Source organism: Sporanaerobacter sp. PP17-6a (assembly GCF_900095615.1).
In the GTDB taxonomy this organism is placed as follows: domain Bacteria; phylum Bacillota; class Clostridia; order Tissierellales; family Acidilutibacteraceae; genus Acidilutibacter; species Acidilutibacter cellobiosedens.
In genome coordinates, this window is sequence record NZ_FMIF01000036.1 from 57,373 (window position 1) to 74,645 (window position 17,273).

Here is a 17,273-nt window from a genome sequence, read left to right on the forward strand (position 1 = left end):
TTTATGGCTTTTGATGTACTTATTATAGAACATTCTGGAGCAACCATATAAAGGAGGATATAGAATGGAAGGCAAGATGAAAGTAATGATAATGGAGGATATCGGCAAGGTAGCTATTAGAAAAATGGATATACCAAAACCTGGGCCAGGGCAAGTACTTGTAAGAATACATCAATGTAATATATGTACGGTAGACTGGCAGACTTGGAAAGGGTTCAGAAAATCCATGGGAAGAAAATTCCCCTGGGCACCGGGCCATGAAATGGCAGGAGAAATTGTTGAGTTAGGTGAAGGCGTTACTAATCCTGCACTTAAGATAGGGACTCATGTAGTCTTCGGAGGACAAAGCTCAAGAGGTTGCGGAGAATGCCACTTCTGTAGATTGGGCCACCCGGATAGATGCACTAATAAACCTAAGGAAGTAGAATTTGGCGGAATAATTGGTTCATTTGGTTTCAGCCAATATGCCGCTTATGAATCAAGTAGGCTATATCCCATAAGTGATAACCTGCCTTATGAAGAAGCAGCATTTGTGGAGCCGACTTCTACTTGTATACATGGAGCAAAACGTGTAAGGATAGTCCCTGGAGATAAAGTTGTTGTAATAGGTGCAGGAAATCTGGGATTGGTAAATGCACAGGTAGCTAAGTCATTTGGTGGAGATGTAATGGTTAGTGAAGTTGTCGAAGAACGTTGTAGACTTGCTCAGTCCATAGGGCTTAAAACAATAAATCCCGCTAAAGAAAACTTAAAGGAAACAATCAATAAATTTACCGATGGCAGAGGTGCTGATGTTGTAATCTTAGCTGTGGCAAATACGAAGGCTAATGATCAGGCATTGGAAATACTTGCTCCAAGAGGAAGAATGTTATTCTTTGCATCGGGGCATCCGGTAGCGGAGCTTCATGTAGACGCTAATCAAATACATTATAAAGAATTTGAGTTAATAGGTACGTATAATTCTGACCATTCTGATTTTCAACTCGCTGCTGAACTTTTGGGCTCAAGAGTTGTTAAGGTAGATAAGATTATATCTCAAAAGATACCTATGGATGATTGTCAACATGCTTTTGGGCTTGCTTCGACTCCTGGTACCTATAGAGTGTCTGTAACATTAGATTAAAAAGTTATTAAGTTTAGTAGATAGTATTGACATTAAATTAAGGAGGAATATTAAATGTTAGTCTCAATGGATAAAATATTGAATAAAGCAGCCAAAGAGGGATACGGAGTTGTTGCACCAAATGTGTTTAATGCAGAAACAGTAGAAGCAGCGTATAAAGCGGCAATAGAAGCTAAATCTCCGTTGATAATGGATTGTGCCGGAATCTTAGATCTTGAATTAATATCTGAAGTGGTAAGGTTTTTTAGTAAGAGATATCCAGAAGTTACGGCAGCCCTAAATCTCGATCATGGTAAAGACTATGAAGTTGCAGTTAAGGCAATCAGAAACGGTTTTACTTCTATAATGGTAGATAGATCAACTTTACCCTTTGAAGAAAATGTTAAACAAGTTGCCGAAGTAGTTAAAATGGCCCATGCTGTAGGTGTTTCAGTGGAATCGGAGTTAGGTCATGTTGGACAAGGTGTAACGTATGATAATGACAGGGATGCAGGACTTACGAATGTTGATGAAGCTGTAGATTATATTAATCAAACCGGTGTAGACTGTCTTGCAGTTTCAGTAGGAACAGCTCATGGAAGATATATAGGGACTCCACATATAGATTTTAATAGGTTGGCTGAACTTAAGGCTAAATGTAGTGTACCTTTAGTACTTCACGGAGGATCATCCTCCGGAGACGATAATCTGAGGAAAGCTGTTGAAATTGGTATAACAAAGGTAAACATAGGTACGGATTTAAGAACTGCCGGAGCTATTAAGGTAAAAGAAAATCTTGTAAAAGCAGAGTTCCCGAATCTTGCTGAAATATATGCAGATGGTACTGAAGGCTATAAAGAAATGCTTAAGCATTATATGATGCTTTTTGGATGTGTTAACAGAGAAAGAACTTAAAATATTGCTTTAAGTAAAGGACAACAATAAATGATGATATTAAATTGGATTAGAATATTAGCTTTGAAAATAAGGAGGAAAAAGAATGTATAAAGCAGATATTATTAATAGAATTGAAGATACGGGAATTATGGCAATTGTTCGTGTTGATACAATTGATAGAGGTCTGGAAATTGCCGAAGGCTGTTTAAATGGGGGAGTTGATGTATTAGAAATAAGTTATACCAATAATAATGCAGGTGAAGTTATTAAGGCGCTTAAAAAGAAATTTGGCAGCCGTTTATTGATAGGAGCCGGAACCGTTTTGGACTCGGAAACTGCAAGATTAGCAATTTTAAATGGAGCTGAATTTATAATCGCTCCTACATTTAATAAAGATATTGCCGAACTTGCCAATATATATCAAATTCCCTATGGACCTGGATGTTCTACCTATACAGAGATTGTTGAAGCCTTAAAATATGGTGCTTCTTTTATTAAAGCGTTTCCAATTTCCAATTTTTATGGTTCCAAGTTAGTAGATATATTTACTACTCCTGTTCCAACTCTTCCTATTTTGGCTTCCGGCGGTATCACACTGGACAATCTTTCAGAATGGATTAAAGCGGGAGTTATGACTGTTGGCGCTGGCGGACTCTTAACCAAAGGTTCAAAAGAAGAAATTACAGCAAATGCAAAGGAAATGCGTGAAATTGTAGTTGCAAATAGGTAAACGTTAAATTCATGAGGAGGAAAACAAATATTATGAAAAATATTAAATTGACAAGAGTAGATTTCAGATTAATTCACGGACAAGTAATGACTCGTTGGGTTGTTAATCTAGGCATTACCAAGATTGTTGTTATTGACGATAATTCCGCGCATAATCCAATTCTTTCCAGGATATTAGTTAACGCTGTACCCAACGGTACTGTTGTAAATGTATATGATCAAGATTCAGCTATAAAAAAATGGAATGAAGACCACTTTGGTGATGGAAATATTTTATTGTTATTTAAAGATATAAAAACTGCTAAAAAGATTTGGGAAGAAGGCCTTGAATTTACTGATATGCAAATTGGCGGTATTGGTGGAGCAGCCGGTCAAAAAAATGTTTATAAGCAAGTTGTTATGTCTAAAGAGGACTATGACAGATTGAAAGTATTATATAACGGAGGAGTAAATATTTATTTACAACCTATTCCTGAAGATAGGCCTTATCCATTTTCCAACATTATTGAGAAAAAGGTTTTTGAATAGTTTATTTGATATAAATTTAGCATTAAGTGAAAGGAAGGTGAAAACAGTAAAACAATGCAGATTTTAGTTATGGATAAAAGAATTGAATGGAGGTGGGGTTGACGATTGTAGATAGTTTGTCTTTTTATAAATTATATGAATGGGAGGTATTATAATAATGGTTCAGGCTTTATTAGTCGCATTAGTTGCTTTGTTTAATGGTATACAGGGACCACTTCATTGGTACTTTTTTAGAGAACCGGTAATGGCGGGTTTTTGGGTTGGGCTAATTTATGGTAAACCAGTAGAAGGTGTTATTCTTGGTGCTACAATTAATATTTCTTATTTAGGATGGATTAGTGCCGGTGGAGCAAATGCATCAGACCTATACTGGGCCGGTCTACTCGGTACTCTTGTAGGAATTCAAACAGGATTATCGACGGATGCTGCGGTAGCTTTTGCTGTACCAATAGGATTAATTGGCAACTATGCTCATGTTGCATTCATGACGATTTCTTCAATTTGGCCGGCTCGAATGGACAAACTTGCAGAAGAAGGAGACTATAAGACACTTGGTAGAATACAATTGTTGGCTGGTCCGATTACCGTAATATTTATAAGAGCTTTACCTGTATTTTTAATTGCTTACTTTGGTTCTGATTATATTCAATTGATGATAAACAATATACCAGCATGGGCCATGGCCGGATTTAGTGCCGTAGGGAAAACATTACCAGCATTAGGAATGTCAATGTTATTCAAGTTTATGTATAAGAAAAACCTCATTGTTTTCTTTATATTAGGATTTATTGTTAGTGCATACCTTGGAATCACAGATTTGTTATTCTTTGCATTGGCAGGAAGTTGTTTAGCATATCTTTTCACAATATATGGTTCTAACAAAGTATCGGGAGAGGTGAAATAATATGGATAATGAAACAACAGTAAATAAAAAGTCAAAATTAACAAAGAAAGATGTGGACAGAGCCTTTTTAACATGGCATATAACGTCTCACCTTACCTATAATTATCAACGTATGCAAGCAGGAGCTATGGCAACAGTGATGGGACCAATTTTAGACAAACTGTATCCAAATAATAAACAAAAGATAGCCGAAGGCCTTCAGAGGCAAATGGTTTTCTTTAATACAGAACCTCGATGGGGAGCCGTAATTCCGGGGATAACAGTTGCTTTGGAAGAAGGATATGCTAATAATCCGGATACTATTGATCCAAATACTATTACCGATACTAAAACTGCATTGATGGGTCCTTTAGCCGGTATCGGAGATACAATTACACAGGCTCTAATTAAACCTTTAATTTTGAGCATTTTTCTTGGATGGGCTATACAAGGACATGTGTGGGCAGCTTTAGCTTGGGGTATTGTAATGTTTACCTACGATTTTCTTGTTACTAAATTTTCATTTGTGAGAGGTTATAAATTAGGATTAAATTCGATTGACAAGCTCTTAGATGAAGGTTTTGTCAGCAAAGTAACTACATTTTTAGGAATAGTCGGTCTATTCAGTTTGGGTGCTATGGTGGTCAAGTTTGTTTCTATTGCTCCAATCTACAATACTGTGCTCAGCACAGGTTCAAAATTTTCTTTAGCGGATGTCTTTGATAAAATTCTTCCTAAGCTATTGCCTTTAATTGTGACTCTGTTTGCCTGGAGATTACAAGTTAAAGGTAAAAGTGCAAGTTTTGTATTGCTAATGCTGTTTATTATAGGTTTTATTGGTGGAGCGTTAGGTATCATTGGATAGTTTAATATATTACTCATTTATATAAATAATCGGTTCGTTTTGTAAGGGATGTTCTTTGGGAAGCTTATATATCTTTCCAAAGAACATTTATTAATCAACAGAATAAATGCTATATTGAAATTTTTAACTTGACAAAGGAGAGAAGATAATTTTATGATTAGATTAATGATTGTAGCACATAGTATTCTTGCTAATGTTTTTGTTTCCTTTGTTAATTTGGTTATGAAAATAATAAGCATTTGTGCAATTTCTTATATTGGGAGGATATTTATGATATTAAGTTTATTTACCGAAGTATTTACTAATAAAGCCGGAAATTATGTTTTTCATGTAAAGAAAACCGATCAATATTATCTGATATCTGAAAAAAATATAAATTCTGTAGGCATGTTTCAAAATTTATTATTCAATTCAATTTCTGTTGCTATAATTATAGGTTGGCTGGCCAAATTGAGTTACTGGCTATGGGTTGTTATCGGATTGTTTATGTATATGGGATTTACCGTATATTTCAATAAAAAAATACTTCCTCAGTTACCGGCCATAAAAAATGAAAAAGCCAAAAGAAAAAAAGAAATAAAATTTTCCAAGGGAAAAGTAATGTTTGAAATTGTAGTATTTTTTGCAATTTCTATAGGACTTATTATAAGTTTGTTCTATGAACCATTAAATAATTCTAAGGTGGATGATAGTATTGTAGTATTAGGTGCAATAGTGGCAATTGCATTAGGCATAAAACATATAATCTACTATAATCATAACAAGTAGTTTTAAGATATAGCGGTAAAATTTCGGATACAATAGATTTGATTTATGCCGGATTATATTATAAGAAAAGTGTATGTAAAAAACAACAGAGAAATTTATGTTGAAAATCTTGAGAAATTAAGGGTTATAGAGGTGGGTTAAGTTGAGTAAAACATCTGAGATATATAATTGCCTTAAAGAATTGACATATTTAATATCCGGTAATGATGTTTATAATAATATAAAGTTAGGCTTTACCACTAGTGAAATAGCTAAAAAAATGAATATAGAAAGAAGCGGGGTAAGCAGATATCTAAACAGACTGGTTAAGGAGGAAAAAGTGATAAAAATTTTAGGAAGGCCTGTCTTATATAGCAGCAAAAGTGTAATGGAAGATATCTGTGATGTTAAGTTTAAAAAATGCGTATTTTTAAACAGTGACGATTTAATATCGTCTTTAAATTCTACCGAATATGACAAGCCGGTTGAAAATAATGATCCACAAAAAAATAAGGGAAGAATATTTTCTGAACTTATAGGTTCCGACAGTAGTTTAAATAAACAAGTAAAACAGGCAAAAGCAGCTATATTATATCCTCCGAGAGGGTTGCATACTTTGCTTTTGGGAGAAACGGGGACCGGCAAAACATTATTTGCAGAAATTATGTACAGATACGCTATTGAAGTGGGAAGACTTAGTGAAGAATCTCCGTTTATAATATTTAATTGTGCCGATTATGCGGGGAACCCCCAATTGTTGCTGTCACATCTGTTTGGATATGTAAAGGGGGCTTTTACCGGTGCCAATAAAGATAAAAAAGGCCTGATAGACAGTGCGGACGGAGGAATTTTATTTTTAGATGAGGTTCACAGATTGCCGCCGGAAGGTCAGGAGATGTTTTTTTCGATAATGGACAGGGGTACATTCAGAAGATTGGGAGAATCGCGCAATACTCATAAAGCAAATGTTTTAATTTTAGCAGCCACAACGGAGAGCATAGATAATACAATTTTAAAAACTTTCAGAAGAAGGATACCTTGTATAATAAAGTTTCCGAATTTGGAGGAAAGAGATCTGGATGACAGAATGAAATTGATATACAACTTTTTTAATATCGAAGCAAAAAATATTAAACATCCCATAAGAGTGTCTACAGAGGTATTAAAATTGTTATTAGCATATAATTGTCCCGGCAACATAGGACAATTAAGAAACGATATTCAGTTAATATGTGCAAATGCCTTTTCCGAATTTATTATAAGCGGTAAAAAATATGTAGATGTAAAATTGTCTCAATTAACGGATAGGTTTAAAGAAGGTATTTTTACTTTTAATAAGGACAGAAAGGAAATAGTTAAAAATTTTGATTTAAACAGCTTAAATCAAGTAATATTTAAAGGATTTGAAAACGATAGCAAAGATGGGCTGGAAAAAGTTTTAATGAACGGAAAATACAGCATGGAAGAAGATTTTTATGAAAACTTGCTGAGAAAATCAACGGAATACTTTGAAAAGGGAACTCCGGTAAACATTATAAAAAGTAATATCAATAAAGAAATTGAAAAGTATTTTGAATCCAAACCATATATGAAAAGAAAAGAGAAAATTTACGAAGAAGATATACTTTCGAAAATAGCATCCCCCGAAATACTGGAGGTAATAGACAGCGTATTAACCGATGCTTCAGGTGAATTAGGCTATAAATTGGATAGAAGAATAGTGGGGGCTTTATCGTTGCACATTGAAACTTTAATAGAAAAAGTAAAAAGTGGAGATAGAATTTCTAAGCCTAAAATAAATCTAAAAAATGTAGAGATAGATAGAGAATATAAAATTATAGAGGAAATAACAAATAGATTAGAAAAGAAAATAAATGTTAAAATTCCTGAAGAAGAAGTAGTTTTGATGGCTATGTTTTTATCTGCTTTAAAAGAAAGAAACAAATTGAACTATATAGGGATATTGGTCTTATGCCATGGAAACAGTACCGCATCGAGCATGGCGGATGCAGCAAATACGCTATTGGGGGTAGAGCACGCCAAGGCTATTGATATGCCGCTGGATGAAGAAGTATCTAAGATATATCAAAAAGCACTGAATACCGTTAAAAAAATAGATATGGGAAAGGGTGTTTTGCTTTTGGTGGATATGGGATCGTTAACAACATTTTCGGATATTATAACGGATAAGACGGGAATAAGCACAAAGACTATTCGCATGGTAAGTACCCCTATGGTTATAGAAGCAACAAGGAAATCCATGTTGCCTGATATGACTTTGGATATGCTGGTGGATGAAGTTAACGGAATGAGTAAATATATAGGAAAGGGGGTTACATTAAAGGAAAATGATTTAAATATAGACAGTATGAAAGATAAGACTAACAGATATATATATTCAAATGAAGAACGTTTAATAGAATTACTGGATAATGTATTGGTTTTTATAAATCCAACCAAGTGTTATGAATTGTTAAAGGAAACATTATTCAAGATTTGCAGTGAAATTAATTCTAAAATTGATGACGGCCTTATTATTAAATTTCAATTTCACTGTGCAGGTATGCTTGAAAGGGTCTTAAAGGGTGAAACACTTCAGTATAAAAATTTTGAAAATCTGAAAAAATCTAAAGAGAAACTTTTCAATGTTATTAAGGAATCTTTCCGGGTTATAGAGAATTCCTTCGGAATCACTATACCGGACAGTGAGTTATGTTATATTGTAGAGTTAATTGATATGCATTATACGATATTCACAAAACCATCACACTAACAATCACAGAATAGAAAATTGATCACACTTAAATATTTTTCGACTGATTTACGGTTTATTAAAAATAAATCGTATTTTTTTTGTTAAAAAAGCCTTGATTCAGCCAAAACAGACATTTAAAAATTTAATAAAAAATTCATAAAAGATTGGCATTATATTTGCAATAATATCAATAGTGAAATCCAAAGAAGAAGAGAAAGGAGATATTAGTTTGGATATCAATAAATATTTACGGGGATTTAGTAATAATTGTGTCTGACATGCGTTTTCATTATAGATATTAGATTAGGCGGAAAAATAAGATACATGTGATGAAAACGTATTAAGTTAATATAAATTATTATTAAAACAGATAGGAGGAATTATAATGAGAGTCAGTATTTTGCAAGCAGTATTGATTGGTATACTTTATTATTTGACTGTGGCTAATTCTCCATGGTTTACCGGGTTAGCAAGTGTTTCCATACGTCAGCCTATTGTTGCGGGGACTATCGTCGGCATTATCTTAGGAGAACCAAAGCTGGGATTAATTATCGGAGCGACTATTAATACGATGTATATTGGTTTTATTTCGGCAGGCGGGGCCGTTGCGAGCGAGCCGGGAATTGCAGGCATAGTAGGTACGACCTTAGCTATATTAAGCAAGGCCAGTCCCGGAGTTGCCATATCGTTGGCGGTTCCTTTCGGCTTATTGGGAACGGTTCTTTGGAATACCCGTATGACAATGAATAGTTTTTTTGTTCAAAGAATGGATGCTGCAGCTGAAAAAGGGGATTTTAAAAAAATCGCGTTTATCAGTTTGGTTCCGGCTCAATTAGCAACCTTAGCATTAACGGGTATTCCGGTTGCCTTAATTGTATATTTCGGCGGAGATTTTGCTAAAGGACTTATAAGTGCCTTGGAAGGTAAGCCCTTGGCTATATTAAGTGCAATAGGTTCTATTTTACCGGCCATTGGGATTGCCATAACACTTAAGAATATCAGCAACCGTAAAGGTATTATAGCTTGGTTTTTACTTGGCTTCTTTGCGTCAGTTTATTTCAAACTTCCTATGTCTGTTTTGGCTGTCTTCGCATGCATTATTGCTTATTTCTATGGGGAATTAAAGTTTAAAAAGGAAGAGGAGGTATAGTTTTATTATGAGTGAAGCTAATGTACAAAAAACTATAAGTAAAAAGAGTTTACGAAAATCATTTTGGATTTGGAATTCAATGGCTCAGGCAGTATATAGTTTTGAAAGAATGCAGGCTCCGGGATTTGTTACTGCTATGTCTCCGGTTGTAGATGATCTCTATCCCGATACCCCGGAAAATAAAGAAGCCAGAATAGAAATGGCAACGAGGCATATGGAATTTTATAATACGGAGATTTGGCTGTTAGGAGGATTGGTAGTTGGTTTGGTTGCTTCCATGGAAGAAGGAAGAGCAAATGGGTTGCCTATCAACGGAGAGGACATAAGCGGCGTTAAAACCAGTTTAATGGGGCCTTTAGCGGGAATAGGAGATACATTAAGGCAGGGAACACTAATTCCTATTATCGGCTCCATAGCCATTTCACTTGGGCTAACGGGTAACTTTTTAGGGCCGATCCTTTATATGGTATTTACTTTGGCAATAAATTACGGAATTAACTGGGGGTTATTTAAAACCGGTTATTCTAAGGGAAAAGAAGGAATACAACAGCTGGTTGCTTCCAATAAGCTTGAAAAATATATGACATTAGCCACTACAATTGGCGGGATAGCTATCGGAGGGTTAGCCGCAACTACGGTAAAGGTAAAAACAATTGCAAATATTACATTAGGGCAGAATAAATTGGTATTGCAGGAAATATTGGATAAAATTATTCCCGGTTTGTTGCCGCTGTGTTTTGTTATGTTTACTTATTACATGTTAACCAAGAAAAAGATGAGTACAACAAAGATGCTGCTTATTTTAATTGCTATAGCAATCGTAGGAGGACTGATTGGATTATTTTAGTTTAATCGAATCGACTCTATAGTTAAGGAGGAATTTATTGTGAAAGTTTTGATAACTTCAAATAGTTTTGGAAAATACAGCGATGATGCAGAAAAATTGTTAGCTGATAATAACTTTGAGATTATAAAAAATAAGTATCATAGGATGATGAATGAAGGAGAATTTATTGAGGAGATAAAGGATGTGGATGGGGTTATATTGTCTACCGAATCACTTAATAAAAATGTCATTGATCATGCTAAAAAATTAAAAATTGTATCGAGGTATGGCGTAGGAATTGACAATATTGATACTGAGTATTTGAAAGAAAAAGGTATTGAATTAAGAACCGCAAAAAATTGTAATAATGTAGCAGTGGCTGAATATGCCGTTGGTTTGATTATAAATATTGTAAGGAAAATTTCTGTCGCAAATAGATCTGTGAGAAACAACAAATGGAGTAAAGAAGTCGGGATAGATGTAAATAACAGCACGGTAGGTATCATAGGGTTAGGCTCTATCGGAAGAGAAGTAGCAAAAAGATTGAGTAATTTTGGCTGTAAGCTGATTTCATATGATTTATTTTATGATGATGAATTTTGTAACAGATATAAGATTCATAAAGTTTCATTAGATACATTGCTGAAAGAGTCGCATATAATTACTTTGCATTTACCATCCCTGAATAGTGACAAGCCTTTATTGTCAAAGAGGGAATTTGAGCTTATGAAGGAAGGAGTAGTAATAATAAATACGGCTCGTGCCGATTTGATTGACACCGAAGAAGTCTTGGCCAATTTGGAAAAAGGAAAAATATTCGGCTATGCCTTTGATGTTCACAAAGATGAACCGAATATTGATTTAAGATTTGCCAAATACGATAATGTCGTAATGACTCCCCATAATGCGGCAGTCAGTAAAGGAGCAGTAGATAAGATGTCCTATGTCTCGGCAAAGAATATAATTGATTTTTTTAACGGAAAATAAAGAAATATTAATGGGAGGAATTATTAACTATGGATAAAATTGATGTATTGAATAAAATGAGAAAGGAAAAGTTTGTGTCCGTAATTAGGACGGATGATGCTGAAAGAGCGATAGATGTTGTTAAACAAATATCCGATGGAGGAATTAACTTAATTGAAATTACGTTAACCGTTCCGAAGGCGATTGAGATAATAAGTAAGTTAAGTGCATATTTTGACGGAAGTGATACTTTAATCGGAGCCGGAACGGTGTTGGATGAAATAAGTTGCAGGGAAGCAATACTTGCAGGGGCAGAATATATTATATCTCCGAATTTTGATAAAGGCGTAGCAAGAATATGCAATTTATACAGAAAGGTTTATATACCGGGGGTTTTTACCCCTGAAGATGTTCAAACTGCATTAGAATGGGGCTGTGATATTTTGAAATTATTCCCTGCCACAATGCTTAAACCCAGAGTAATCAAGGATTTAAAAGCTCCATTTCCTCAAGCTAATTTTATTATCAGCGGAGGAATGTCTAAGGACAACGTTAATGATTGGTTGGATGCGGGAGCCATGTGTATAGCTTTAGGAGGAGCATTGACAAGGGCAAGCGGTGAAGAGGGTATTATTGGAAATGCAAAATATTTTTCTGAAATTGTAAAGAATTACAATAATATTAAGTAGGAGGAATAAATTCAATGAAAAATATTGTATTTACGAGGATTGATGACAGATTAATACATGGACAAGTTATGACTGCTTGGATTCAATATACTCAAGCGACGGAAGTTGTTATCGTTGATAATCAGGTCGCTAAGGATTCATTTTCAATAATGATAATGAAAAATGTCATACCTCCTAAAATTACGTTAAATATTCTTGACGAAGAATCAGCCGCAGACTATTTAAAAAAAGAGCCATCCAATGTAAATGAAAAGACTTTTATTTTAGTTAAAACTCCAATGCCGGTACTGTCTTTAGTGGAAAAAGGTGTAAAAATCAAGTCGGTAGGAATTGGTGGAATGGGAGCAAGAAGGGATAGGAAACCTTTCTATAAAAATATTTCTGCAAATGAGCAAGAAATTGATGTAATGAAGAATCTTGGAAGGAAAGGTGTAAAGGTTTTTATTCAAATAATTCCTGATAATGAACCCATTAACTTAAAGGATATTGTTAAGTAATATAGTTTTTTCCGCCATTTTGGTTTTATTTATGCATAAAATATTTTATGTATATTTAAAAATGGCGGAGAATTTAGTCATTTTAATACAATCAAATAAAATTCAGCAAAGGGGTAATGACTTTAATGAATAATCTAAATATCAAAGCATTAATATTGGGTTCCGGCCGTATCGGGAGAGGTTTCGTGACACAACTGCTATTTGAAAACTCTGTTGAATGTATTCATTTTGATAGCAATCAAGAATTAGTCAATCTGCTTAATAAATGTGGGAGATATACTATACACGTTATGGGTTATCCTGAGTTAGATACTCATGTAACAAACGTTAGAGCTTATTTGATTAATGATGTTGGAAGATTAGCTAAAGAGTGGAGTGAAGCGGATTTAATTTTTAGTGCTGTCGGAGGAAAAAATTTACCAAGTTTAGGTAAAAATATAGGAAAAGCGTTTAAAGTTCTTTATGATGCCGGTAAGGTTAAGAAATCTAATATAATAACATGTGAAAATTGGGTAAATCCGGCTGATGATTTGAATCGAACAACTTTGGAACAATTAACCGAAGAGGGAAAAAAGGTCTTCCAAAATAATGTGGGTATTACGGAAGGAGTTATTTTAACTACCGGGACGGGCTCACCAGATGGCATTCCGGATAATCCGGCCGATACCTGGGTTCAAAATTTTAAATATTTACCGGTGGATAAATCCCGCATTAAAGGAGAGATACCAAGATTAAAGTATTTTGATTTTATCGATGATTTTGGAAATCTGTTAAAACAGAAACTTTATACTAACAATACCAGTGTTGCTTTAGTAGCATATTTAGGACATTTAAAAGGAATCAAATATGTTGCGGATGCGGCTAATCATCCTGATATTGTTCCTATTTTAGAGGAAGCTTATAGAGAAATTAATGATGCACTGATTAAAGGAATGAACATTGATGAAGAAAGTCAGTGCAAATTCTCCATTAGAGCAAAAAATAAATATCAAGACCGTAATATAATTGACTTAGTTACACGCATTGCAAGAGATCCCTTAAGAAAACTGCGAAAAGAGGACAGGTTGATAGGTTGCGGATTGATTTCCATTCGATCCGGAGGCAGCCCGAAAGCAATTGCTTTGGCCACTGCAGCGGCTCTTTATTATGATGAGCCGACGGACAAAGGTTCCGTAGAACTTCAGAAAATGCGAAAAGAAAAAGGCATTGACTATATTTTAGCAAATATTTCCGAATTAACGGATAGTTATGAGGATAAAAAATTGAGGCAAATGATTCACGAAGCCGTTGATAAATTGAAATCAAAAGGTTGGATAAAGGAGGGCTAAAATGAAAGCCGTAATATTTGGAGCAGGGCAGACAGGACGGGGGTATATAGCAAGATATCTGGTTGATAAGAATTATGATATTTCTTTTGTTGAAATTAACAGGGAGCTGATTAGTAAATTAAATGAAGATAAGTTTTTTAACATACATTTTTATGATCAAGATAGGACTCCTTTTGTTGTATCGGGATTTAATGCGTATTATTTGGATGATCAGGTGATTCCTTTAATAAGCCAGGCGGATTTGATTTTTACCGCTGTGGGAGAACAAAATTTAAAATATGTAGCGCCTTATATAGTGTCATCGTTGAATTTCAGAAAAAACAAAGCAATTATAATAACAAATGAAAATGGCATTAATCCGGCCCGTGTTTTACGTGATGAAATAAAAAAGCATACAACTCAAAATAACTATTTGGTGAGCCAGACTGCAGTATTTTGTTCAACGGTCAATGTGAAGGGTACACGTTTAGATATTTTTTCTCAAAACGAAACATATTATCCTTACGACTGTGATGAGTTAACTACAGGTCTTAATTTAAAAGGTGCTGTGCCGGTTCATAACTTTGAAAATTTTTTAAAAAGAAAAATATATACCTATAACGCTTTAGCAGGTATTATCTCATATTTAGGATATCTCAAAGGTTACAGTATTTATGGAGAAGCGGCTAATGATGAGGAAATTTCCTATATAATGGATCTGCTTTTAAAGGAATTAAATCCGGCTCTTGCTGAATATTTCAATATTTCGTTAAAAGAGCAGGAGACTTTTGCAAATAAAGCTTTAACAAAATTTAAGAACAGAAATATACTTGACTATGTCATTAAAAATGGACGGGATGCATTTAGAAAGTTGGGAAAGACGGAAAGAATTATTGCCCCTATGAAGATAATAGAGGATCATGGCGGTAATGCTGACATTTTGTATTTAAATGCTGCTGCTGCATTAACATATTGGAAAGAACTGTCTGGTAATGGGAGAGAACCGTTAATGTCAGGGACTCCTTTACAAGAACTGGCAAAGATTTTGGATACAGATGAAGAAAATGAACTAATTAAGAAAATCGAAGCATTTTATAATAAAATTATTGAAGACAGAGATCATATTAAATTATTTAGATTGCTTGAAAATAATCGTTAGGAGGCAGCAATATGGTACAAATATTAATCGTTACACATGGTCCCTTGGCGGATGCTCTTAAAGAAAGTGCATTATTGGTATACGGTAAAACGGAACAATTACGCACAATTGGTTTGTTTCACGGGGATAATATCGATGATTTATATGATAAAATTGTTACAAATATTAAGGAAATTAATGAAGGAGATGGCGTCCTGGTATTTGTGGATATGTTCGGAGGAACTCCTTGTAATAAGGTTGCCCTTGCTATAAAAAATTTGAAAGAATATTGTCGGATTGAATGTATTGTAGGTGTAAATTTGCCCATTCTTATAGAGGCTTTATGTTTAAGAAGTGACAAAACAAAGACATTGGATGAAATGGTAAAAGAATTATTGCAACTTGCGCTGAAAACCAGTTTTAGTTTAAGAGAAAGGTTAGAAATATAAAATGAATAATATTATATGGGATAAATTTGTTAACGACTCATTAGTGGTCGGAATTATTTTAATAATTTGGTGGATTATTTCTGATTTTGTAAGGAGACTGCGTTTAAAAAAAGCGGAGGAGAAGTTTAAATTATTACAAGGTGAAATCAAACCCGGAATAAATGTTTTACTTGCAAATGGGATTATTGGTAAAGTTAAAACAAATGAAGGTGAATTTATTAAGATTCAAATTGCTGAGGGAGTTGAAATAACTTGCTCTCGCTATGCTATACAATCAATTTTTAAGGGTTAAATTGTTTGATTTATAAATAATTAAATTAGTTTTGTAGAATGGGAGCTGAATTATTATGAAAAATTGTATGATAGCACAGTCCGGAGGCCCAACAGCAGTGATAAACGCATCTGTTACGGGAGTTTTTGAAGGAAATTTAAAACTGAAATATTTTGACAATGTTTATTGCGGGTTAAATGGTATAGAAGGAATATTAGATAACCGTATAATAAATCTAACAGAAACGGATTATAAAAATATAAAGAATTTTAAATACACTCCTTCTTCCGGGATAGGTTCCTGCCGATACAGGTTGAAAGATTTCAATAATTCCGAAGAGGATTATTTAAAACTCTTTAAGATTTTCAAAAAATTAAATATAGATACTTTCTTTTACGTAGGCGGTAATGATTCAATGGATACAGTAAAGAAATTATCCGATTATAGTATAAAAATTGATAGTCAAATAAAATTTATAGGCATACCAAAAACTATCGATAACGATCTTCTTATGACAGATCATACTCCCGGCTTTGGTTCGGCTGCGAAATTAATTGCCACAACAGTACTTGAAACTTATTTGGACTTTTCCGTTTACTTAAATAACGGAATATTTATTTTAGAAACTATGGGCAGAGATACCGGATGGTTAGGGGCTTCAGCTATATTAGCCAAATTAGACGGAAAACCAGTAGTAGATTTTATTTATCTGCCGGAGATGTATTTTAGCATAGAACAGTTTTTAGAAAAAGTTAAAGAAAAATATAAAGAACAAAAGAAGGTTTATATTGTTGTTTCGGAAGGAATAAAAAATGAAGAAGGAAAATTTATTGCCGAAAATGAAGTTGTGTCCCATGATAATTTTGAACATAAGCAATTGGGAGGTGTCGGAAATCTGCTGAGAAAAATTATAATTGATTTTGGGATTACTAAAAGGGTAAAAGTTCTCGAACTTGGGGTTATACAAAGGTGTGCTATGCATTGTGCATCTTTGACAGATATTAGAGAAGCTTATAATGCCGGTGCTTATGCACTAAACCTTGCCCGTGAGGGACAAAACGGAGTCATGGTAACATTTAAAAGGATCAGTAACAATCCTTATAAATGTTTGATGGAATCTACAAATGTGGAATTGGTAGCTAACCGGATAAGATATTTTCCGCAAGAGTGGATTGTTGAAGAAGGAAATCATGTTGATAAAGGGGCATTGGATTATTTTATACCTCTTATTAAAGGTATTCCGCAACTTGATTATAAGAATGGACTACCTATATATACAAAATTAATATAATTTTTAAGTATATAAATATAATTGTAGAAATAGTAGTAGATGATAACCTTACTATGAGTTACATTTTAAGTTGCTATTTTATTAAGATACCGGATTTATAATACTAAACTTACAATTGAATATTCTATTGGAAAGATATTACATTGTAACTATTTATTAATATTATTTCAATATTAAATTTTG

At 33.9% G+C, this 17,273-nt stretch carries 18 protein-coding genes; all 18 read left to right on the forward strand.

Annotation, left to right across the window (positions count from 1 at the left end):
• The first annotated feature begins 64 nt into the window (after positions 1–64).
• The 18 genes from PP176A_RS13420 (at position 65) to PP176A_RS13505 (ending at position 17,090) form a co-directional block, all read left to right on the forward strand.
• Positions 65–1,123: a zinc-dependent alcohol dehydrogenase gene (locus PP176A_RS13420; RefSeq protein WP_071140983.1), complete on the forward strand. Its 1,059-nt coding sequence runs from the start codon at positions 65–67 to the stop codon at positions 1,121–1,123.
• Positions 1,124–1,177: 54 nt separating this feature from the next.
• Positions 1,178–2,017 carry a class II fructose-bisphosphate aldolase gene (locus PP176A_RS13425; protein WP_071140984.1) on the forward strand — a complete coding sequence of 280 codons (840 nt, stop codon included), beginning with the start codon at positions 1,178–1,180 and terminating at the stop codon, positions 2,015–2,017.
• Between the two features lie 85 nt (positions 2,018–2,102).
• Positions 2,103–2,729 (forward strand): ketohydroxyglutarate aldolase, encoded by a 627-nt coding sequence (locus tag PP176A_RS13430; protein ID WP_071140985.1) that lies wholly within the window; start codon positions 2,103–2,105, stop codon positions 2,727–2,729.
• 32 nt (positions 2,730–2,761) lie between these two features.
• Positions 2,762–3,256 carry a PTS system mannose/fructose/N-acetylgalactosamine-transporter subunit IIB gene (locus tag PP176A_RS13435; RefSeq protein WP_071140986.1) on the forward strand — a complete coding sequence of 165 codons (495 nt, stop codon included), beginning with the start codon at positions 2,762–2,764 and terminating at the stop codon, positions 3,254–3,256.
• Positions 3,257–3,413: 157 nt separating this feature from the next.
• Positions 3,414–4,160 (forward strand): PTS mannose/fructose/sorbose/N-acetylgalactosamine transporter subunit IIC, encoded by a 747-nt coding sequence (locus tag PP176A_RS13440; protein ID WP_071140987.1) that lies wholly within the window; start codon positions 3,414–3,416, stop codon positions 4,158–4,160.
• A 1-nt stretch (position 4,161) separates the two neighbouring features.
• On the forward strand, positions 4,162–5,004 hold the full coding sequence (locus PP176A_RS13445) for a PTS system mannose/fructose/sorbose family transporter subunit IID (RefSeq protein WP_071140988.1): 843 nt from the start codon (positions 4,162–4,164) through the stop codon (positions 5,002–5,004).
• A gap of 153 nt (positions 5,005–5,157) precedes the next feature.
• On the forward strand, positions 5,158–5,772 hold the full coding sequence (locus tag PP176A_RS13450; RefSeq protein ID WP_071140989.1) for a hypothetical protein: 615 nt from the start codon (positions 5,158–5,160) through the stop codon (positions 5,770–5,772).
• Positions 5,773–5,914: 142 nt separating this feature from the next.
• Entirely contained in the window at positions 5,915–8,524 is a 2,610-nt protein-coding gene (locus PP176A_RS13455) for a sigma-54-dependent transcriptional regulator (RefSeq protein ID WP_071140990.1), read from the forward strand.
• 367 nt (positions 8,525–8,891) lie between these two features.
• Entirely contained in the window at positions 8,892–9,656 is a 765-nt protein-coding gene (locus PP176A_RS13460; RefSeq protein WP_071140991.1) for a PTS mannose/fructose/sorbose/N-acetylgalactosamine transporter subunit IIC, read from the forward strand.
• Between the two features lie 7 nt (positions 9,657–9,663).
• The gene (locus PP176A_RS13465) at positions 9,664–10,503 is read left to right on the forward strand and encodes a PTS system mannose/fructose/sorbose family transporter subunit IID (RefSeq protein WP_071140992.1); all 840 of its coding nucleotides are present in this window, start codon (positions 9,664–9,666) and stop codon (positions 10,501–10,503) included.
• 39 nt (positions 10,504–10,542) lie between these two features.
• Positions 10,543–11,469, forward strand: coding sequence for a phosphoglycerate dehydrogenase (locus tag PP176A_RS13470; protein WP_071140993.1), 927 nt, complete (start codon positions 10,543–10,545; stop codon positions 11,467–11,469).
• 29 nt (positions 11,470–11,498) lie between these two features.
• Positions 11,499–12,137: a bifunctional 2-keto-4-hydroxyglutarate aldolase/2-keto-3-deoxy-6-phosphogluconate aldolase gene (locus PP176A_RS13475; RefSeq protein ID WP_071140994.1), complete on the forward strand. Its 639-nt coding sequence runs from the start codon at positions 11,499–11,501 to the stop codon at positions 12,135–12,137.
• A 14-nt stretch (positions 12,138–12,151) separates the two neighbouring features.
• Positions 12,152–12,634: a PTS system mannose/fructose/N-acetylgalactosamine-transporter subunit IIB gene (locus PP176A_RS13480; RefSeq protein ID WP_071140995.1), complete on the forward strand. Its 483-nt coding sequence runs from the start codon at positions 12,152–12,154 to the stop codon at positions 12,632–12,634.
• Between the two features lie 125 nt (positions 12,635–12,759).
• Positions 12,760–13,962 (forward strand): mannitol dehydrogenase family protein, encoded by a 1,203-nt coding sequence (locus PP176A_RS13485; protein ID WP_234958945.1) that lies wholly within the window; start codon positions 12,760–12,762, stop codon positions 13,960–13,962.
• A gap of 1 nt (position 13,963) precedes the next feature.
• A complete protein-coding gene (locus tag PP176A_RS13490) occupies positions 13,964–15,100 on the forward strand; it encodes a mannitol dehydrogenase family protein (RefSeq protein ID WP_071140996.1) in 1,137 nt (378 codons plus the stop codon).
• 11 nt (positions 15,101–15,111) lie between these two features.
• Positions 15,112–15,528: a PTS sugar transporter subunit IIA gene (locus PP176A_RS13495; protein WP_071140997.1), complete on the forward strand. Its 417-nt coding sequence runs from the start codon at positions 15,112–15,114 to the stop codon at positions 15,526–15,528.
• A gap of 1 nt (position 15,529) precedes the next feature.
• Complete coding sequence (locus PP176A_RS13500) at positions 15,530–15,820, forward strand: preprotein translocase subunit YajC (RefSeq protein ID WP_071140998.1); 291 nt, start codon at positions 15,530–15,532, stop codon at positions 15,818–15,820.
• Between the two features lie 55 nt (positions 15,821–15,875).
• Complete coding sequence (locus PP176A_RS13505; protein WP_071140999.1) at positions 15,876–17,090, forward strand: 6-phosphofructokinase; 1,215 nt, start codon at positions 15,876–15,878, stop codon at positions 17,088–17,090.
• The last annotated feature ends 183 nt before the right edge of the window (positions 17,091–17,273 follow it).

What these genes read in the sequence shown, in the direction of transcription:
- PP176A_RS13475 (WP_071140994.1), top strand. Translation starts at nt 11,499, where the DNA reads ATGGATAAAATTGATGTATTGAATAAAATGAGAAAGGAAAAGTTTGTG.
- PP176A_RS13420 (WP_071140983.1), top strand. Translation starts at nt 65, where the DNA reads ATGGAAGGCAAGATGAAAGTAATGATAATGGAGGATATCGGCAAGGTA.
- PP176A_RS13480 (WP_071140995.1), top strand. Translation starts at nt 12,152, where the DNA reads ATGAAAAATATTGTATTTACGAGGATTGATGACAGATTAATACATGGA.
- PP176A_RS13445 (WP_071140988.1), top strand. Translation starts at nt 4,162, where the DNA reads ATGGATAATGAAACAACAGTAAATAAAAAGTCAAAATTAACAAAGAAA.
- PP176A_RS13450 (WP_071140989.1), top strand. Translation starts at nt 5,158, where the DNA reads ATGATTAGATTAATGATTGTAGCACATAGTATTCTTGCTAATGTTTTT.
- PP176A_RS13435 (WP_071140986.1), top strand. Translation starts at nt 2,762, where the DNA reads ATGAAAAATATTAAATTGACAAGAGTAGATTTCAGATTAATTCACGGA.
- PP176A_RS13485 (WP_234958945.1), top strand. Translation starts at nt 12,760, where the DNA reads ATGAATAATCTAAATATCAAAGCATTAATATTGGGTTCCGGCCGTATC.
- PP176A_RS13495 (WP_071140997.1), top strand. Translation starts at nt 15,112, where the DNA reads ATGGTACAAATATTAATCGTTACACATGGTCCCTTGGCGGATGCTCTT.
- PP176A_RS13440 (WP_071140987.1), top strand. Translation starts at nt 3,414, where the DNA reads ATGGTTCAGGCTTTATTAGTCGCATTAGTTGCTTTGTTTAATGGTATA.
- PP176A_RS13465 (WP_071140992.1), top strand. Translation starts at nt 9,664, where the DNA reads ATGAGTGAAGCTAATGTACAAAAAACTATAAGTAAAAAGAGTTTACGA.
- PP176A_RS13505 (WP_071140999.1), top strand. Translation starts at nt 15,876, where the DNA reads ATGAAAAATTGTATGATAGCACAGTCCGGAGGCCCAACAGCAGTGATA.
- PP176A_RS13430 (WP_071140985.1), top strand. Translation starts at nt 2,103, where the DNA reads ATGTATAAAGCAGATATTATTAATAGAATTGAAGATACGGGAATTATG.
- PP176A_RS13460 (WP_071140991.1), top strand. Translation starts at nt 8,892, where the DNA reads ATGAGAGTCAGTATTTTGCAAGCAGTATTGATTGGTATACTTTATTAT.
- PP176A_RS13425 (WP_071140984.1), top strand. Translation starts at nt 1,178, where the DNA reads ATGTTAGTCTCAATGGATAAAATATTGAATAAAGCAGCCAAAGAGGGA.
- PP176A_RS13490 (WP_071140996.1), top strand. Translation starts at nt 13,964, where the DNA reads ATGAAAGCCGTAATATTTGGAGCAGGGCAGACAGGACGGGGGTATATA.
- PP176A_RS13500 (WP_071140998.1), top strand. Translation starts at nt 15,530, where the DNA reads ATGAATAATATTATATGGGATAAATTTGTTAACGACTCATTAGTGGTC.